14 protein-coding genes are annotated in these 18883 nt (G+C 69.1%); 3 read left to right on the top strand and 11 right to left on the bottom strand.

Going from position 1 to position 18883, the window contains the following annotated elements:
• The first annotated feature begins 169 nt into the window (after nucleotides 1-169).
• Complete coding sequence (locus Pla133_RS06205) at nucleotides 170-1270, top strand: hypothetical protein (RefSeq protein ID WP_145063567.1); 1101 nt, start codon at nucleotides 170-172, stop codon at nucleotides 1268-1270.
• A gap of 314 nt (nucleotides 1271-1584) precedes the next feature.
• On the opposite strand, the gene Pla133_RS06200 is transcribed toward Pla133_RS06205, so the two are convergent.
• The gene (locus Pla133_RS06200) at nucleotides 1585-1722 is read right to left on the bottom strand and encodes a helix-turn-helix domain-containing protein (protein ID WP_419192474.1); all 138 of its coding nucleotides are present in this window, start codon (nucleotides 1720-1722) and stop codon (nucleotides 1585-1587) included.
• A gap of 351 nt (nucleotides 1723-2073) precedes the next feature.
• Entirely contained in the window at nucleotides 2074-2283 is a 210-nt protein-coding gene (locus Pla133_RS06195) for a hypothetical protein (protein WP_419192180.1), read from the bottom strand.
• A gap of 728 nt (nucleotides 2284-3011) precedes the next feature.
• Between Pla133_RS06195 and Pla133_RS06190 the strand changes: the two genes are divergently transcribed.
• Nucleotides 3012-3218, top strand: a complete 207-nt coding sequence (locus tag Pla133_RS06190; protein ID WP_145063563.1) for a hypothetical protein — start codon at nucleotides 3012-3014, stop codon at nucleotides 3216-3218.
• A 1016-nt stretch (nucleotides 3219-4234) separates the two neighbouring features.
• On the opposite strand, the gene Pla133_RS06185 is transcribed toward Pla133_RS06190, so the two are convergent.
• From Pla133_RS06185 to Pla133_RS06170, 4 genes are all read right to left on the bottom strand, one after another.
• Nucleotides 4235-5263 carry an NADH:flavin oxidoreductase/NADH oxidase gene (locus tag Pla133_RS06185; RefSeq protein WP_419192473.1) on the bottom strand — a complete coding sequence of 343 codons (1029 nt, stop codon included), beginning with the start codon at nucleotides 5261-5263 and terminating at the stop codon, nucleotides 4235-4237.
• Nucleotides 5264-5590: 327 nt separating this feature from the next.
• Entirely contained in the window at nucleotides 5591-8449 is a 2859-nt protein-coding gene (locus tag Pla133_RS06180) for a sulfatase (RefSeq protein WP_145063559.1), read from the bottom strand.
• Nucleotides 8450-8610: 161 nt separating this feature from the next.
• A complete protein-coding gene (locus Pla133_RS06175) occupies nucleotides 8611-10008 on the bottom strand; it encodes a hypothetical protein (protein ID WP_145063557.1) in 1398 nt (465 codons plus the stop codon).
• Between the two features lie 331 nt (nucleotides 10009-10339).
• Nucleotides 10340-10522 (bottom strand): hypothetical protein, encoded by a 183-nt coding sequence (locus Pla133_RS06170; RefSeq protein ID WP_145063555.1) that lies wholly within the window; start codon nucleotides 10520-10522, stop codon nucleotides 10340-10342.
• Nucleotides 10523-10603: 81 nt separating this feature from the next.
• Here Pla133_RS06170 and Pla133_RS06165 point away from each other — a divergent pair, with 81 nt between their 5' ends.
• Nucleotides 10604-10807, top strand: a complete 204-nt coding sequence (locus tag Pla133_RS06165; protein ID WP_145063553.1) for a hypothetical protein — start codon at nucleotides 10604-10606, stop codon at nucleotides 10805-10807.
• 374 nt (nucleotides 10808-11181) lie between these two features.
• On the opposite strand, the gene Pla133_RS06160 is transcribed toward Pla133_RS06165, so the two are convergent.
• The 5 genes from Pla133_RS06160 to Pla133_RS06140 form a co-directional block, all read right to left on the bottom strand.
• Nucleotides 11182-11955, bottom strand: coding sequence for a CBS domain-containing protein (locus Pla133_RS06160; RefSeq protein WP_145063551.1), 774 nt, complete (start codon nucleotides 11953-11955; stop codon nucleotides 11182-11184).
• Nucleotides 11956-12770: 815 nt separating this feature from the next.
• Nucleotides 12771-14273: an FG-GAP repeat domain-containing protein gene (locus Pla133_RS06155; protein WP_145063548.1), complete on the bottom strand. Its 1503-nt coding sequence runs from the start codon at nucleotides 14271-14273 to the stop codon at nucleotides 12771-12773.
• 705 nt (nucleotides 14274-14978) lie between these two features.
• A complete protein-coding gene (locus tag Pla133_RS06150; RefSeq protein ID WP_145063546.1) occupies nucleotides 14979-15494 on the bottom strand; it encodes a hypothetical protein in 516 nt (171 codons plus the stop codon).
• Nucleotides 15491-16828, bottom strand: a complete 1338-nt coding sequence (locus tag Pla133_RS06145; RefSeq protein WP_419192179.1) for a serine/threonine-protein kinase — start codon at nucleotides 16826-16828, stop codon at nucleotides 15491-15493. The genes Pla133_RS06150 and Pla133_RS06145 overlap by 4 nt, the downstream gene beginning before the upstream one ends.
• A 196-nt stretch (nucleotides 16829-17024) precedes the next feature.
• Nucleotides 17025-18707, bottom strand: a complete 1683-nt coding sequence (locus Pla133_RS06140; RefSeq protein WP_145063544.1) for a cation:proton antiporter — start codon at nucleotides 18705-18707, stop codon at nucleotides 17025-17027.
• Nucleotides 18708-18883 lie beyond the last annotated feature (176 nt).

Below are 18883 nucleotides of genomic sequence, written 5' to 3'. Positions count from 1 at the left end.
GCCTCAAGGCCTTTTCAGTCAATGACTTGCACCCACAGGCCAGACCCAATCGCAGCGAGCGTGAGGGCTTCACTGCGCGGACAACGAGGACTCCTGAGGACGTGTCTGGTCGGGAATCGTTTTCGGCGACGCCTCCCCACCAAACCCCACATCTATAGAGAACCTCACCATGAAGATGACCCCCCTCCTCGGTTGCCTCGCCGCCTTGGCCGGCCTGACACTGGGCTCGAGCCCGGCCCACGCGCAATCCCCCTACCGAGCCGAGATCACCTGGGAGATCGGCGCGGGAAGCGGCTTCGTCAGTGGAGGGTCGATGACCTCGCCGTTCATCGCCTCCATCAGCGGAGCCTGCGACGGCTTGCCCTTCTCCCCGTTCAACTGCGCCCAAACGCAGTACGAGGAGAGAGCGGGGGCCACGAGCGCCCCTGATCGGCTGAGTGGCTACGGGTTGGGCTATGCGGAACCCGCGGTCTCAGCGACCGGGCAGGGCATCGCGAGCTACGTCTTCACCGACGTCGTCTTCACCGACACGGCGAGCCCGGGCGCGGTCAACCCGACGTCCGTCGCGCTCGACTTCACCGCCGCGGTCGACCTGCTCTCGGGCAACGATCCGAGCAGCGCGAAGCTGCGCATCACCGCGACGTTCATCGATCCGAACGGTCTGGGCCCGGTTTGGAGTTCGCAGCCTTACTCCCCGAGCGGCGGCATTCCCTTCACCGTGGTCTCCGATTCACTCAGCGTGAAGACGGCAACCACCTACGAGCTGCGCATCGACGCCTTCTTCTCCGGAGGCGGCAACCAGGGCGCCTACGGCGCCTCCACCGGCTGGGTCGATTGGAGCAGCGTGCCGTTCGTGCTGAACGCCGGCATCACGGCCGACTCGGCGCAGGCCGGCATCGTGAACAACGTCCGCTCGGTCGCCTCGCCCCAGATCACTCCGTTCGTGGGCTCGGACTGGCCGCTCGTCGCGGGCTCGGGCGCGAACCTCTACTTCGCCGACGGCCAGGCCGGGAGCCTCGGCGTCTACCTCGTCGGTGGACTCCCGACCGGGTTAGGGGTCCCGTTCGGGCCCTGGGCCATCCTCGGCATCCTCCCCAGCCCCCTCGTCTCCGTACCGTTCATCGCGGATGGCGCCGGGAGTCACACCCTGCCCTTCACGACGTCACCGGCGGTCTCGGGCGTCTCGCTCGGACTGCAGGCCTTCCAGCTCTACCAGGGCTCCCCGTTCGAGTGGTACAGCAGCAACGTGTGGACGCTGACCTTCCAGTAGGGAGGTAGCGAGCCCGGGCTATGAGCACCCCACTCGGGCCACCCATACCGTCGCTCTCGATCGAGCTGCGTCGTGGCACGTCGCTGAGGTGGGTTCTGGGTTCGACCCCTCTTGCCTTGGCGCTGCCTACGAGCCTGCAGATCGCGGTGGCTCACTACCGTCCGGGCCAGTCGGCCCTCGGCGGGCTCAGCCTCGAAGACCTAGTCGCCGCCGGGAAGGGGCTCCAAGGGGCCCCTTCCCGAACAGGACCTGCACCAGGCCGAGCGGCAGTTGGCTTTGGAGGATCGAAGCCACGGTGAATCTCGATCGCGACGTCAGGGCGCCGACGAGAGCGCGCGCACGATCGCCGGCCAGGAGACACCGAGCGCAGCGAGAGCCCTCAGAATCCGATCGACCGTGATCGACGGATAGCCCGCCTCCAGCTTGGAGACCTGCGCCTGCGAAGTGCCGATCCAACCGATAGATCAGCTGGCACTGCTTGCCCTCGTCGCGGACACAGAGCTCGAGGCATTGCGGGCCAGCGAAGAGCATCGACCGCGGGATCGGCATCCCGGTCTGCTCACCGGACCGCAGCACCCACAACGCGCCGTCGAGGTCTCGCCGAGCCTCGCGCCTACCGGCGGCGTCTTGACCTGGCTACCACCGATCCATCGGAGCGGCTTCGCCGCGAGCCGGAGCATCTGCCGGATGCCGCGTAGCTCAGCACCTGCGGCCCGGAATCGGCCGGATAGCCCCGGGGGCTGGCCACCTCTCACGAGCGTCCCGGGGCTGCCTGGTCTGGATCGATCTGGCATCCGCGAGCATCACCCGCCCCGCCCAGCTCCGCCGCTCAGACGTCGTCCGCGATCCGGTGGCTCGTGCTCCGGCCCCCCGCCCTCGTTCTGGGAGAGGAGGCCGCGCTCCAGAAGATCGCGGATGTCGCGCAGCGCTGTGTCGCTCGAGCACTTCGCGAGCTTGGCGTACTTGGACGACGTGAGCTTGCCTTCGAACCCGTCGAGGAGCCGGTTCAGCATCCTGCGCTGCCGTTCGTTCAACGACCGATCGGCGACCTGGGCGTCCACGGCCTCGGGTCTCGATACTGGGGGCGCGGCCAACGTCTCAAGACAGCCGCCTCCCGTTTCGGTCCTGCAATCGGCAGCCGAAGTGAGTCCCAGAGGCATTCCTCGGCGCAAAGGCCCGTGGCGCCACCATAGGGCGCATGAGTAGGCCGGGGCTCGTCACCCCAAACGAAGCCATGTAGCCCCGACACTCTCGACAGCGCCGCCGAACTCTGATCGCCGCAAGCCCAGACAAGATCATGGTCATAGGGAATGGCGCGATCGCTACACCCCGCCGCTCGAACCACAACTGCTCAGGAAAGCCAAGCAAGGTCGGGGACGGGCAGACGGGGCCGGGCGTCGACGGATCGAGGGGCTGGGCCGGGCGGGGTCGCGCGAGAGGGGGTGATCGGCCGAGTCTTGGCCGAGCGGTAAGCCCCTCGCACGACCTGGGCTGCGAGCCGCCGACCACAGTTGATGGCCCAGGACCGAGTCCCCAATTAACAAACCGTGGCGCGCGCGGCGGATACCCTCTCGCGGACTTGATGCGACGTCGCGCTGTGCGCTGCCCACCCCCCAATCGAGCCGGGTCTGCGAGATGCGCGGATGTCGTCGCGCCGGAATCCTCCGGTGCTGAAGATCGGGCCATGCCACGGCGGCCCCGCCCCCTCTAGACGATCTAGGTTCGACCGACGGAGAAACAGATGGATGACGGTCGAGAATTGAAGAGCTTTGTGCGGGGCTTCGTGGCTCCGCTCCTTCTCGTTCTCGGTGGGGGCGGCCTCCTGGCGCTCGCCCGAGCGACGGACAGTACGATCATCGGTGTCGCTGGAATCGCCTTCGTCGGGGTCGGTCTGGTGTGGATGTTCATCTCCTGCGTCCGCAACGGGATCGACTTCTTCGGCCTCTAGCCCGGACTGTTCATGAACACGCACTCGAAACAGCCCAATCGGCCGGCCGTGCCGGCCTCTCGGCCCCTGCCGGCACTATGCGAACGCCGGCGTGCTCGACGACCCGTAGGGGTCGCCTGCGCGGCCGCCGTCCGCAAAGTGCCGGCAGGAACCGAGCTGGGCAGTTTCGAGCACGTCTTCATGAATAGTCCGGGCTAGTGTCCTGGATCAGAAATTCGGCGTCACTGCCCGGAGGTCCGATCGATGCTGGCTAGGCGCGCCGACGACGCGTATCCGCTGCGATACTCGGAGGAGGCGCAACGACGCCAGCGGCGATCGGAGCCCGGGAAGTGACGCCGAATTTCTGATCCAGGACACTAGCCGACGGCCTGGTTGCCGACGGAGCCACACCCCGCAGCAGCCCTTTCCGTTGGTCGCAGGTCGATCAGTCCACCTATCGCGCGGCCTCCGTCTCGGTCCGACCCGCTCCCGTGCCGCTCGAAAGTTGCGGGGACTCGGCTGAGCGCCATCCGGCCCCAATCACTCGCTCGCTCGCACGATCGACACCCGGTCTGCGCCGACTCTCAGCCGAGACCGCCGCTATCGGGCGGCGCGGGCACGACGGCCTCGTCAGGCGGAGCCCATCCAACGGACGATCCGGCCGCCGTCTGGCCCGCTGGACACATCCCCGTAGCCGCGAAGGTGAGCGCTTGGCGTCCGAGCACCCGGTCCACGCTCCCGCGGCGGTGGCGGCCGTGGATCGATGCGGTGCGTGACGGTGCGAGTTGACGCGCGGACACGCCTTTCCCGCTGACACCGGCCGAGGCTCTGGACCTCGGCGGCGAGCCGCCGGCGCAGGTCGTCGGTGAGGCGCAGGCGGCAGCTCCCCTGAACCTCGAGCGGTGACCTCCTCCCCAAGTTCCGACCAGGAGTCGATGCGATCGCCGCGGTTGCCCTTCTTGTCTCAGCTACGGGTGATCTGCCAGCCGCTCCGATTCGGGCCGAGTCGATGGACCCCATGACCCACCCACCCTCGATCACCGGCGCGTCTCGGCGAGCGCCCAGGCGTACTCCGGCGCGATGGGCGCAGGTGTCGTCGCCCCCAATTCGCCCCATGCGCGGAGCGACCAGTGCGGTTCTCGCAAGAGCTGGCGGCCCAGCAGGACCAGGTCCGCGCGTCCCTCGGCGACGATCGCTTCGGCCTGGGCCGGTTCGGTGATGAGGCCCACGGCGCCGGTCGCGATACCGGCGTCCTTCCGGATCCGCTCCGCGAACGGCACCTGATAGTCCGGTCCAACCGGAATGCTGGCGTCCCGCGTGGCCCCGCCGGTGGAGCAGTCGACGAGGTCCACCCCCTCCTCCTTCATGCGACGGGAGGCCTCCACCGAGTCGTCGAGCGACCAGCCGCCCTCGACCCAGTCGGTGCACGAGAGCCGCACGAAGAGCGGGGCGTCCTCGGGCAGGACCGCGCGGACCGCGCGGACCGTCTCGATCAGGAACCGCACGCGGCCCTCGAACGAGCCTCCGTAGTCGTCCTCGCGCTCGTTCATGAGCGGCGACAGGAAGCTGTGGCCGAGGTAGCCGTGCGCGAAATGCAGCTCGACCACGCGGAAGCCCGCGGCGATCGATCGCTCGGCCGCCGCCGCGAACGCGTTGGTGACCTCGTGGATCTCAGGCACGGTCAGCTCGTGTGGCACCGGGCCGTCCGAGCCGTATCGTTTCGCCGTCGGGCCGACGGGTAGCCAGCCGCCCTCCTCGAGCGGCACATACCGGTTCCGCTGCGGGTGGAGCGGGCGATGGCGGGACCCCTTGACTCCGGCGTGCGCGAGCTGGATGCCGGGCACCGCGCCGTTCGCGGTCACGAAATCGGTCATGCGGCGCAGCGCGGGCACGTGCTGGTCTTTCCAGATGCCGAGGCAGTTCGGCGTGATGCGTCCCTCGGGCACCACGCCGGTGGCCTCCGCAATCAGCAACCCCACGCCGCCGACGGCGCGCGCGGCGTGGTGCGCGAGGTGCCAGTCGTTCGCGAAGCCATCCTCGCTGGAGTACTGGCACATCGGCGACATCGCAACCCGGTTACGCAGGGTCACCCCGCGGAGCTGGAGCGGGGTGAAGAGGCTCGGGCTTCCGGCCCGGCGCTCGCCCTCCTGCGCCCGAGACCATCCGATCCTGGTCGCGGTCGTGGCGGCAAGACCGACAGCCAGTGCGGATTGGAAGAAGAGCCGTCTGTTCATGATCTCGTCGTCGTCATCGAGGGCGCTGGACTCCCTCCCCTGAGAGCGATGCAGGCCAGGCTAGCAAGGTGCTGGCCGTCGTCCGGCCGCTGCCCGGCTTTGGTGCAGTACTCGGGTTCGCTCGAGGGGTCCGGAGACTCAGGCGAGTCCCGCGCTCCCCTACCGCACGTAGCCGAGCTGCCTCAGCATCTCGAGCTCGTCCGGTGAAGAGAGCGTCGACGTTTCGGTGGAGGCGCCGGCGTCGAGCCAGAGCAGGGCCTGGTCGAGCTTCGGTCCAGAGACATCGTCCGCATCGAGGGCGGGGATCTCGTCCCGGGTGAGTGCCAGCGGAAGCGATCGAGAGCGGTCCGCGTTGCCGAGGAGGGCGCCGGCCTCGAGGGGCTGACCGTCGAGGCGGACGTCGACATCTAGCTGCTGCCCGCGGCCCCAGAAGACGAGCTCCCAGCGCGAGTCCTCGAGGGTGGTGTCGAGGACCAGGCTCCGGCGGTCGAGGTCCAGCTCGACGTCGGCCTCGGGCGTAGCGGGTCGGGTGGTGAAGTTGGCGTCGAAGACGTCGTCGGTCCCGATCGAGACGGTCAGGCGCTGACCCGGTCGGCCGACGACGCGCAGGTGGTAGCGCCCGAGCTGGAGGTGCTCCCAGCGGAACCGCTCGAGCTCCCTCCGCGCTCGCTGGACGAGCTCCGGATGCTGCGCCGCCACGTCCGTGACCTCGCCGGGGTCGTGCGCCAGATCGAACAGGGCCTCGGTCCGGAAGACGGGGTCGTGGAAGTACTTGAAGTCGCCCAGCACCCAGGCCTTCTGCGCCGAGCTGTCGTAGGTCGGGCTCTCGATGAAGTACGACTGCTCTTCCTCGAAGTCTCGCGCGAGCAGGTCAACGCCGTGGAAGTAATCGGGCCGCTCGAGCCCCAAGGCGGCCAGGACGGTCGGCATGAGGTCAATGGAGGCCACCGCGGTGTCGACGACCCGGCCCTCGTCCCGACCGGGGATCCGCAGCAGCATCGGAACATGGACCTGGTCGTCGTAGAGCGTGTACCCGTGGTGGTAGTAGCCACGCTCGCCGAGCGCTTCGCCGTGGTCCGCGACCAGCGCGACGATGGTGCGCTCCCATTGGCCACTCTTCACCAGGGCATCGAGCACCCGGCCGATGGCGGCGTCGGTCTCTGCGATCTCGGCGTCGTACAGGTCGCTCACGAAGCGCCGGTCGGCGCCCGAGAGCTCGGGCGCCGGCGTCGGGCCCTCGAACGCCCGCCGTCCTGGCTCGTGGAGGGCCTGGGTGGGCACGGACCTCCGTGCGGAGAAGCGGCCGACGTAGTCCGCATCGGTGAACTCCTCCCAGAAGGACGGCTCCGTCGCATACGGCAGGTGGGGATCCATGACGTGCCAGAACAGGAGCCAGGGCGTCGTCCGGTGCGCGTCGATGAACTCAGCAGCGAGGCTCGCGTCGTCCTTCGCCGACTCCCGTGCCCAGCTGAAGTGATACCCCTCGAAGCCCTGGTCGAGGCCGTACCTGGGTGACAGCAGACCATTGGCCACGATGCCGTGCGTCTCGTAGCCGGCGCGCGCGAGGAGCTCGGCGAGGGACGTGGTGCCGGGGTCGATCCCGGTCCACTCCCCGTGACCGCCGCGGCCCGCCCCGTGCGCGGACGGGTAGAGCGAGGTCAGGATCGACGCGAAGGAGGGCAGCGTCCACGGCGCCTGCGACCGGGCCTTCTGGAATCGGATCCCCTCACGGGCGATGCGCTCGAGTTGAGGAGTCGTGGGACGTTCGTACCCCAGCGCGCTCACTCGATCGGCACGGAGGGTGTCGACCCCGATCAGCAGCACGTTGAGGGCGTCCGGCGCCCCGCTCCCCGGCTCGATACGCGGGGTCCCGAGGACCACCGCGTCCAACGGGTCCTTCGAGCTCCCCGGGGCGTCGCGGCTCTCGAACGACAGCACTCCCGTCTGCCCGCCATGGGCGGTCAGATCGAGCTCCACGGACTGCCAACCCCGGTCCTTCTCATTCTGCTTCGGGTCGAAGTCAACTGCGCCGACCTCGGTCAGCTCGCCGCCGTCGGGTCGGAAACGGACGACGATCCGCGCGCCGTCGCCCGGCGCCTCGAAAGCGTCAGGCAGCATCCCGCAGTGGAAGCGGAGTCGGGGCGCGGTCTTCGCCGGGGGCAGGGTGAGCGGAAAGGAGAGCGTCGAAGGCGGCGGGAGCAGCACCGCATCCCGGGCCTCCTCCGCGCGGATGCCGGCCCGCGGGAGCAAGGCACGGATCCGCCACGGGGTCGAAACCTGCTCGCCGTCCCGGGCTGCGTGGAGCCCTCGCAAGTGATCCCAGAGGTCCGCCTCGGTGAGGGGTGTGTGCCGCACCGTGAGGTCGTCGAAGCGTGTGACCGACTGGCCGCTGCCATCGTCCTGGTGTCGGAGCTGCAGCTCGAGGGTGCCTGTCTCGGACCGGGTCACGAAGGAGACGGAGAACCGATCCCACCCGGAGGGATCGCTCTGGCGTGAGACTCGGTGGGTCGGTGCGAGGCTTCGAATGAACGACTGGACGCTTCCCGGGTCCTCGACCTCGCCCCGGTGCTCGAGCACGCGCAGCGCCTCGCGCGTCGACGCGGAGTCCTGCTGTCCGTTGTGATCCAGTCGGACGCGCCCCGTGATGTCGTAGCGAGCGAAGCCGTGAGCCGGGACCAAGAGGACGGCGGCTCCGGCCTCGCCGGGAGCGAGGGGACCGACGGCAAGGCCGGCCCCCATCCCGCCTGCCCCGTCGCCGATGCCGAGGCGCCCGTCGTCGTCGACGACCTCGGACCCCGGTTCGTCAACGACCATCCACATGCGTCCAATGGTCCTGTCTTCGAAGTCAGCCAGGACGACGGTCTCGGTAGCAGGCGGGGCGTCCGGTCGCGACGGGGTCTCCAGGGTCGCGCTGTCCATCAGGTCGAAGAGCCGGATCCGGTGCGGCGACGGGGCCGGTTCACGGTCCGCACATGCCGGAGCGAAGAGGAGCAGCGCGAGAGCAGCGTAGCGCATCATTGGAGAGTCTCCCGAGGGGGGTGGCGGCGGTCATTCTGCCGGTCGAGAGCGCCGACGGTGGGAGGAATCGCGACGAGGCGCGGGGCCCCGGAGAATGGAGGGAGCCGCCCCCCTGCTCGAGAGAAGCGGCTCGTCATGTTCTGCCGTGGAAGCCGCGGCGCCTACCAACCGAAGACGTGGTTCAGTCCGTTGGTCATCGCGAGGTGGAGCGGGCCGGCCGCGCCCGCGTCCATGAACATGACCTGGTAGTAGGCACCGACTCCGCACAGGTCCGGGTTGGCCTCCATCTGCCACTTGAGCGTGAGCGATCCATCGCCGGCGACCGGCGTGGCGAGGAAGATCACCGACACGGGATTGACGAGGAGCAGGCCGTCGTCGAAGGGGAGCTCGATCGGTTCGAAGCCGAGCAAGAGGATCGGACTCGCACCAGGCAGGGCTTCCTTCATCTTGATCCCGACCATCTGGCCGGGGACCGGCTGTGCGATCGAGTCGAGCGTCGGCACACCCAGCGTGCCCGCCTTGCCCTTGCCGTAGGTCGCGGACTGGGCCTCGTTGCTGCAGACGACCCATTGATCGTGGTCCAGACCCGCCGGATCCGACATCGCGCCAGCAGGGGCGGCGAGGGACAGCACGAGACAGTCATCGGCCTTCAGCTGGACCGACGGAATCGTGTACTGGATCGGCTCGCTGATGCAGGCGCAAGAGAACTGGCCCCAGGCATTCTCGACCGGCTGGCAGAACATCTTGGCCACGGTCTCGCCGCCGCAGCTGATCACGGCGCACGTCTGCTCGACGCACGCATCTCCACAGCCGGACGAAGGGGCGATCAGCCACGGTCCGCACCACGTCTCGAACACGGTGGTCTTGCCGCCCTGCTCCATGACGATGTCGGTCCGCAGGTCCAGCGGCGGGATGCTGGTGTTGAAGGCTTGGCGGTACTCCACGACGATGTCGTAGGTGTCCGGGATCCCCGCGACCGGCTTCAGCTCGACCGAACTGAAGGAGCGGTCGTAGAAGGTCGGGCTGGCGGTGGTCTCGACGACGAAGTCGTCGCTCGTGTCGAGCTCAGGCTCCGCGCCGGCGGCCGGGGTCAAGGTGACGAAGATCTGATCCCCCGGTTCGAACATCGACGTGGGGACGGCGGGGAACTTCGTGGTGATCCACGGGAACTGGCCGTGGACGACGCCATCTCCCAGGCAGATCAGCTCGACGGTTTGATCGTCCACCAAGCCGGTTCCGCAGGGCTGTCCATAGTTGTCCTCGGAGCAGACGCCGGCGCCGGGATTCGCGAGCACCCGAACGGTCCGGGTCTCGGAGTAGTTGCCGACCCGGATCTCGACGTCGGTCGAGAGGTCGAGGGTCTCCGAGGAGGCCTCACTGACGAACGCCGTCCAGACGACCTCGATGTCGAGCCCTACTGCCGCGGAACCACTTTGGGTCGGCCCGAAGAGAGTCCGACCAACAATGCCGAGACGGCCCAGGTCCTCTGCCCGGGCGAGACCAGGCAGGAGAGATCCGAGGAGGACGAAGAGAAGAGCGAAGCGACGAATGGACGACATGATGAATCTCTCGAGTTTGTTTGACGCCTACACCATCGCAGGCATGGACCTACGCCGCAGGGGAGGGCAGGGGCCGACAGGAAAACTCGGAATTCCGGTGCGCGGGCGAGGGTCCATGCCCCGCTCGCCGCCCCCTCCTGGTCGAGGCGCTCGCTGACGGTTGCTACCAGTGCCCCTGACTGGATGTGCCTGGATCGCCCATGCTCGACCTCCGCCCCCCGGCTGGTTCCCGGGGCGCCGAGGATCCGGGCGGACAGGATGCGGCGCCAAGATAGGGGCCCAGAGACGGGCCCAGCCTGCAGAGCCAGCGTCCGCTTCTTCCTCCCGAACTTCAGCGACGAGTGCGGGCGGACGAGGTCTTCGAATCAGCGCAGGAGTTCGAGCGCTCGCGCAGGCTCGCTTCGGAGCGGCACATGGCCGTCGACTTCGGCTGCAGGCAGGCGACGGAACGCCGGATGGTCGGGTTCAGCCGCTCGACGTAGGACATGTTGATCGTCTTCGAGTCAATACTCACCTGGCCAGGTCGACCCCTTCTCGACCCTCGAGCCCCTGGGTTGGATCACGACCACCGAGCGATCCAGACTAGGATCTGCCCATGGACGACTACGCCAGCACCGGTCTCGTGTTCTACCTCTTCGGCCTCTTCTGCGCGTACTGGGCCCAGCAGACGGAGCGCAGTGCCTGGCTGTGGTTCTTCCTCGGCTGGTTCTTCGCGCCGATCACGGGCATCGACCTTCTGATGAAGAACTCCGAGGGGCGTGTGAGAGCGGGTCGTCCGGACGGATCGTCGATGCAGTAGATGGCAGGGGAGCATCACCTGCAGCGTCAAGTGCCTGTGGCAACAGTTGGCGACGCAGCACCTGCGGCGCGCCGGACCGGCCAGGGTCTGCGCCCTCGGAGGGTCCGCGGCATGTCACTGATGGCGCAAGCGCTTACGAGGTGAGCACGCGTCCAGAAGCAAGGCTCGACGACCTACATCAGGAGCCGACGGCCGATCCGTTCTCCCTTGGACCCGAGTCGCCCCGACGCACGCGGCGACGGATCGATCGGACCAATGCTGCTTGGCTCCCCTGCCGACCTCGTCGGCCGGAACCTCAGAGACGCCGCCCCGGTGGTCGTCCGACGCGCAGTCCCTGCACCCCTCGTCGGACTCACATCTGGCGAGCTCTTGCGTCAGGCGCTCTTGCGGGCTCCCCGGCGCATGTCGAGCGGCGTCACTCCGGCCGCGGCAAGCCGCTCGAGGTAGCGCTCGATCGCCTGGCCGGAGCCGTTCAGCGCGATCGCCGACACGGCGCCGCCGTCGGCCAGATCCTCCGTAGCCAGGCTCGCAACCTCCAACCCGCAGGCCACTGCGCTCCGCACCAGGTCGGTCTTGGGCGCGCTCTTGCACTCGGGCCTGACAAGCAGCGTCAGCCGATGTTCCGCCGGCTGTGACAGCAGGCGCGCGAAGACTCGGAACAGGTCGGTGTCGGTAAGCATGCCGAGAAGCCCACTGTCGTCGACCACGGGCAGCCCGTGGATCCGATGCTCGAGGAAGACACGGGCCGCGTCCTCCACATGCTCGTTGGGTCCGATCGTGATGACCTTGCGTGTCATCACTTTCGCAACCAGCGGATCCCAGGCGTCCGTCCTATCGGCCTGTCCGACGGTCGCGGGAAGAGCGCGGAGCAGGTCGCGGTCCGTCACGATGCCCACCAGCGCGCCCCCTTCAATCACGGGCGCATGCCTGATGCGGGCGGCCCGCAGCTGCCGGAGAGCGGCGCTCGCACGCACTCCCGGCTCGAGGCTCACCGACTCGCGGGTCATGTGATGGCGCACGAACACCCCGAGTGAATCGACCGATCGAGCGCCGCCAGTGAAGTCGAATGGGCGCGGGGAGTAGAGCGCGGTTGCATACCGCAGAACGGCGGCTGCCAGCCGCCCCTTCGGCGGTTCTCGAGCGCTCATGGGGTCGAAGCCTGGTTGCGCGAGCTCGTGGATCCGGTTGAAGACCTTGCAGCCGATCACTGGCCTCGGCCGCCGCCCCTTCGAGCAGCGAATCCGCGGTCCCTCGCCTGGGGCGCAGTACGTAGGCTCCTGCTGAACGCGGTTGGCGGCTCGCCCCTGGTGCGCGGCACCCCAGGCTCTGACCGAGGACGATCGTTCACAGGTTGTTCACGGGTGCCGCGTCTCCTGTACCGGTCCCCGTCAACGTCCACACGAGACCCACCTTGTTTCGAGCTTTGATCCTCTCCGCCGCCGTGGCTCTGCTTCCGGCCACCTGGGCCGGCGCCGGACCAGGGCTCGACGCGAGCCTCTCGGAAGACTCGATTGTCCCCTTGTGACCCGCGACGGCCAGCGCGACGACGACCGGTGCGCGCGCCACCCCCCTCCGATCGCAGAACCCGATCGCAGAACCCGATCCCGATCGAGCGCGTCAGCAGTCCTGCCGATCCAAGCGCGAGACCTGGCCACGGCGGAGCCGCCCCACGTCGCCTTCAGACACGGACTTTCGGGTCGAGCGAGCCTCAGGATGAGCCAGCCGCGCGGCCCAGCTCCGCTGGCCAGACGTCGTCCGCGATCCGGTAGCTCGGGCTCCGTCGCCCGCCCGGTCGCGCCACGGCTCGAAGTAGCGCCGAGGCCCACCTGGACAGCGACCGGGTCGTCGGCCGCCATCGGGCGGCGCGCTGGAGACAACGAGCGCGGCGAGAGCCCTGAAGATCCGATCGAGGTGGGGAGCACTTGGGCGCTCTCTCGCAGCGCAACCGCAGCGGAGCTCCGGCTCAGAGCGTTCGCCCCAGCAGCCCGTTCGACGCCGCGACCAGTTGGGGGGCGCCCAGGTCGATGTACCAGACCTGCGTGTACAGCTCCGACCCGCTCGCACTCAACGAGGTGGGCCACGTCCACGGGATCGCCAAGGCCCCCGAGGCCCCGAGGGTCAGGCCGGTCACCAGGCCGTCGTTGGCGGGTACGAGGAGCCCGCCGAAGAGTGGCAGGTTCGCGGCGCTCAGGCCGACGACGACCAGAGCCGGCGCGCTCGCGGCGCCACCGGTGAGCGAGAACGAGACGGAGGCACCGGCCTGCAGACTTCCGGTTCCGGTCCACACGGCCGCTCCAGCGGAGCCCGGAAGGGCCGGACCGACGAGACTCCACTCGGGCGCACCAGATTGGTTCGTGAAGCAGGCGAGGGGCGGTGTCTCGCCGAAGTTGCGGCAGGCCACGGCCAGCTCGGGCCGGCCGTCGCCGCTCAGGTCGTCGACCGCCAGCGCCCGAGGCTGCAGCGGTGTCGAGAAGTCGATCTTCGTTGCGAGCGCGCCGCCGCCCAGGCCGAGCAGGACCGAGATCCGGTCGTGGCTCTCACTGACCACGGCCACGTCCAGCAGACCGTCGGCGTTCAGGTCCGCGATCTCCACCTCTCGAAGATCCCCGACGAGGGGGTACTGGGCCGAGAGGCCCAGCCCGCCGCTCGGCTTGGACAACGCGACCCGCATCACGCTCGAGTACAGCTCGACCGCCACGAGGTCGTCCTTGCCGTCCCCGTTGAGGTCCCCGAGGGCAATCGCCTCGGTGACCTGACCCGTCCCGAGGACATAGTCGCTCGCGAAGGTGCCGTCGCCGTTCCCTCGGTAGACCTTCGCCCCGTCGTAGTGGGAGAACGCGACGTCCATGTGCCCGTCCCCGTCGACGTCGCCGACTGCGACGTCGGTCAGGTGCGTGCCGGCCAGGGAGAGCGGTGCGCTGAAGGTCCCGTCGCCGCCGCCGAGGTAGATCTTCAGGCCGCCGGACACGTTGCAGGCGACCGCCAGGTCCAGGTCGCCGTCTTCGTCGAAGTCGGCGGACTTCAGCGCGAGCGGAAAGCTCCCGGAGGGCAGCGTCTGCCCCACCGCGAACGTACCGCCGCCCTGGGAGAGGAAGATCCGCACGTCGCTCGAGGAGCTGCCCCCGTTGACCACCGCGAGGTCGTCGAGCCCGTCCGCGTCGAAGTCCGCCGCGCAGACGCCCCACGGCGCGCCGCCGGTCGACAGGCTCTTGTCATCGAAATTCGGGTATCCGTCGTTCAGGAGCACGTTCACGACGCCGAACCCACTGTCCGTGCCCCCACACGCCACCGCCACGTCGCGCCGCCCATCGCCGTCGAAGTCACCGCTCGCGGTGTCGAAAGGCGACGAGGACGACAGGTCCGGCGTCGCCTGCAGGGCGAAGGAGACCGCGCTCGACTGAGCGTTCGCGGAGGCGCTGAAGACGAACACGGCGACGGCGATGAGGGGGGTGTTGGTGGGCTTCATGGTGGCGGGTCGGGGGTTCGAAGGACGCTGGTGGTCGCCCTGTGCTGGGCACCTCCACTCGCGCGCTGGAGCGACGTCACCGCCGCGGAGCGACGCGCGGCTGCATCGCGCTCAGGACAGCCTGGTAGGTTCCGCCCGTGGGGTCGGATGACAGCCTTGTCATCTCGCCCCGTGATGCGCGGATCGGTCGCCCCCCCCCCGACGCGAGTTCGCCGGTTCCCCAGCTCGCAGCGGCCAGGCGGCGAGGGCACAGGCAGCCCGAGGCTCTGGCCGTCGACCGGCGATCCGAGCCCCCTGGGGTCGCGCACGATCGGCGGTCACTCATCGATGGCCCCTGGCCCGACTCTTGACCAGCCGCGGTGGTCGAAGTCCTTCGCTGCGGAGCCCAACGCCCGATCGACGCCGCTCGCAATGCTCGCGAGCTGGGGACGCGGTCTTCAGCCAGGCTGAACGAGTTCGACTAGTGTCCTGGATCAAGTAGCGACCGCGGAGGTGACGGCCGCGGCCCAATCGCTACTCCTCGACTGCGATCAGGGCGACTGATGGTGGCCCGTGAGGCAACCCCCAATTCAGGCTCACGAACTTCTCGGATCTGCGATCGGCTGGCGTCATCCAGGGGCCCGCGAGAGCGCCCTGCGACCAACGAGCAACGGGGGAGGCACCGAGCGCGCCCCTCGCGCCACCTCCCTCACTCTCCACCACCGGCTAGAACGTCCCGATGGTGATGTCGAGCGCGTTGGCGAGCACGATCTCGAGCCCGGAGCCGATCGATCCGCCCTGAGTCGGGAGCGTCACACCGACGATGTCCCAGTTGACGGGGATCGGCACCGCCAGGGGCGTGCCCGGCGAGCTGGTCACGACCGACAGCGGCGAGATCCCGACCAGGACCGTGCCGAGGGGCGAGGGGAAGTCGCTGGCGACCGCTCCCACGGCGAGGAAGTCGATCGTCGCGCCGGGCAGGAAGGACGTGTGGTCGATCACGGGATCCCAGATGCTGCCGATCACCGGTCCGCTCGTGACGCCGGGCAGGAACGCGGCCGGGTTGGGAGGAGCTCCGAGCCGGACCACCTCGCTCGCCTCCACCGGCGCGCAGACGCGGAAGGCGTTGCTGCTGAAGCGGCCGCCCACGTAGACGAACCCCGCGCCGTCCACAGCGACGCCACGGGAGTTGGAGAGCGTGTTTCCCGCACCGTCGCCCGTCCCGTCGATGATCTCGGTCACCAGCCCGCTCGGCGTGATCTGGAAGGCGTTGTGGGTATCGAAGCCCGCCACATGCACGTTGCCCGCGGCCTCCACCGCGATGCTGATGGGGTCGCCGAGCGGGTTACCCAGGCCATCTCCCGTTGCATCGGCGATCTCGGTGGTCGACCCGCCCGCCGTGATTCGGGAGGGCAGAGGGCTCCGGGCCGGCCGGCCAGGACGGGCTCGAAATCGAGGTACCGGCGCAGGTCCTGCGCCAGCTCGGACGCGGACGCGTAGCGCCTCCCGGGCTCCTTCTCGAGCGCCTTCAGGCAGATCCAGTCCAGGTCGCCCGACAGCTGGCGCACCAGCGCGCGCTCGTCCGTCCCGTGCAGCGGGGCGATCGCCGTCGCGGTGCCGATCTGGCGTCTGAGCCGCGTACTCGGCGTCGGCGCCTCCTGGTCGCGGATGGTCCGCTGCACTTCCGAGAAGCCCAGGTCCCCGACCGAGCCCAAGTCGAAGGGCAGGAGCCCACTCACGAGCTGGTACAGCACGACGCCCAGCGAGTAGATGTCCGAGCGCGTGTCGACGTCCACGCCGGTCGGATCCGCCTGTTCGGGGCTCATGTAGTCGAGCGTGCCGACGATCTGCCCGACCATCGTGTGCCGCGTCCGGTCCACCAGGCGCCCGGTTGTGGCCCGAGCAACGCCGAAGTCGATGATCTTGGGCACGTCCTCGCCGTCCCGCCGCGCGACCAGCAGGTTGGAGGGCTTGAGGTCGCGGTGGACGAGGCCCTTCTGGTGGGCGTGCTGCACGCCCTCGCAGACCCGAATGAAGAGCTCGACCCGCTCGCGGGTCGAGAGGGTGTAGCGGTCGCAGTGCGCCGTGATCGACCCCCCGTCGACGTACTCCATCACGAAGTAGGGGCCACCCTCCTGCGTAGCACCGCCGTCGAAGACCTGTGCGATGTTCGGGTGCGACATCCGGGCCAGGGCCTGACGCTCGGCCTCGAAGCGCGCGACGACCTGCGCGCTGTCCATCCCCCGCCGAATCAGCTCGAGGGCTACGCGCCGCACGACGGGGGCGGTCTGCTGCGCGGCGTAGACGTCGCCCATTCCGCCCTGGCCGATTCGCTCGAGCAGCTCGTAGGGTCCTATGCGGGTGCCGGGAACTAGCGGAGCCCCCCCGGCGAGCCGCGTGACGGCGTCCTCGCCGGCCAGTCCCGACAGCAGACGTTCGAGCTCCGACCTCAGGGGCGTGTTCCCACCACACTGCCGCTCGACGAAGGCCGCCCGCTCGACGGGCGCCCGCTCGCACGCCTGATCGAAGAGGCTCACCAGGCGATCGCGGTCCTCGGGCAAGAGGCCCTCGCTCACCGTCCGCTCGCTCGTCCAAGCATGGGCCCCAGCCTATCCGCTTCGCAGCGACCTCGCCGGCATCCGGGACCCTCGGGACTGCTCAGCGAACACTCCGGATCGCCGAGGTACCGGAGTCGGCCACGGCACTCCCTCCACCCGCCGTCGGCCGATGGATCGGAAGCTCGCCCCGAGCACCGATCCGTGCACCGGCGCCTCAATCCTGCGCTGCGTCGCTGCTGTCGCTCTCGGGCGACACGCCCCCATCCACGGCCTCGGCCGGCTGGAGCGCCTCCAGGACGGACGTGGCCAGCAGGATGCCCAGATGGGTCTCCTCGTCGTGAACGACCTGGGCGCCCGCGTCGGCGATCTCACTGTAGTGGCGGTTGTAGCGGGCCCGCGCGACGATCGCCGCCTCTGGCGCGATGAAGCGCACGATGCGAACGATGTCGACCGCCACGGCCGGCGCCGGAACGGTGACCACCACCACCTTGGAATCACGCACACCGGCGTGGAGCAAGATGTCCTCGTGTTGACCATCACCGAGGAAAGCGGTGAAGCCGAGTCGGCGTGCGCTGGCGACCCCGTGGGGGTTGAGGTCGAGGATCACGACCTGGCCCCCTCCCTCACGCACCTGGTCGCCGACCACGCGCCCGGCCGGACCGAAGCCGATGACAAGCACCTGGTTCTGGGGCGGGGCACCTTCCGGCTCGCTGCCCAGGTCCGAACCACTCGAGCGCAGCAGATAGCCCGCCACCTTGGGGGCCGCCGCCACCAGGAATGGCGTCAGGAACATGGTGATGACCGTGGCGGAGACCAGCAGCAGGAACACCTCGTCGGAGAGCAGGGTCCCGCGCGCGATCTCGGCCATGATGAAGGAGAACTCGCCGATCTGCGCGATGCAGACACCGGCGGCCAGGGCGCTCGCCGCCCCGGCGCCGAACAGGCGCAGGGCGCCCCATGCGACGAGGCTCTTGGTCAGCAGGATCGCGAGCACCGTCGGGAGCAGAATCTGCCAGTTCGCGAGCATCCAAACGGGGTCGCCCAGCGCGCCGATCGAGCTGAAGAACACCGTCACGAACAGCGTGCGAAGGGCCGACATGTCCGCCCGCACTTGAGCCGCGAAGGGCGAGCCACCGAGCAGGATTCCTGCGATGAAGGCGCCGAGGCCGGGTGAGAGGCCCGTCTTGTGGGCGAGAAGGATCGCCCCCAAGGCCGAGACGATGGCCGTGAGCACCGACAGCTCGCGGCTCGCGCTCACCGAGCCGAGCTGGAGGACCCGGGGAACGACGAAGGTGAACACGACGTAGAGAGCCACGGCGGCCAGCGCTGCGAGCAGGAATGCCTGGGCGAGGTTGATCGCGATCGACCCCCCGGAGCCGTCCTGCACGAGGACCGTCACCAGCAGGACGCAGGGGATTACGGCCAGGTCCTGCACCAACAAGACACCGAGGGCGTGGGTCCCGTGGACGCTCTCGAGCTCGTTCCGGGCCTGGAGCACTCGCAACACGCTCGCGGTGCTGCTCAGTGCGATCATCGCTCCGATGACGATGGCCTCCTTGCCAGAGAGACCCAGGGCCGCCGCGCAGCCGGCCCCGACGGCCGCGGTCCCCATGATCTGGGCCACGCCCCCACCGAGGGACACGAAGCCCATGGCCCGCAATCGCCGCCAGGAGAACTCGAGGCCGATCGCGAACAGCAGCAACGCGACGCCCAACTCCGCGAGGAGGTCCACCTCCGTGCCACTGCTGATCACTTGAAGGGCGTTGGGGCCCAGGAGCATCCCCGCGATCAGATATCCCACGATGGCACTCTGCCGGACCCTCTCGCACAGGGCGCCCAGAACGAGGGCGGCGCTCAGGAGCACCGTGAGGTCGACGAGAATCGTCCAAGCATCCATGGGTCGGTCTGCTGCTCTCCCTTCTCCGTCGGGCTCTACGCCCCGCTCCCCCCATCCTGTGATCGGCGCTCCTCACCGTCATCCCGAAGGGCCCGGAAACTCGGTCGGCGGGGCCCCGACGGATCCGCCAGGTCGAGCGAGTCACGCCCAGCTCCGGCGGCGGCGCCGCAGCTCGC

It is taken from the genome of Engelhardtia mirabilis (genome assembly GCF_007748095.1).
Lineage (GTDB): Bacteria > Planctomycetota > UBA1135 > UBA1135.
Note: the sequence above shows the minus strand (reverse complement) of the source record. Positions and strands in the feature narration are given on the sequence as shown.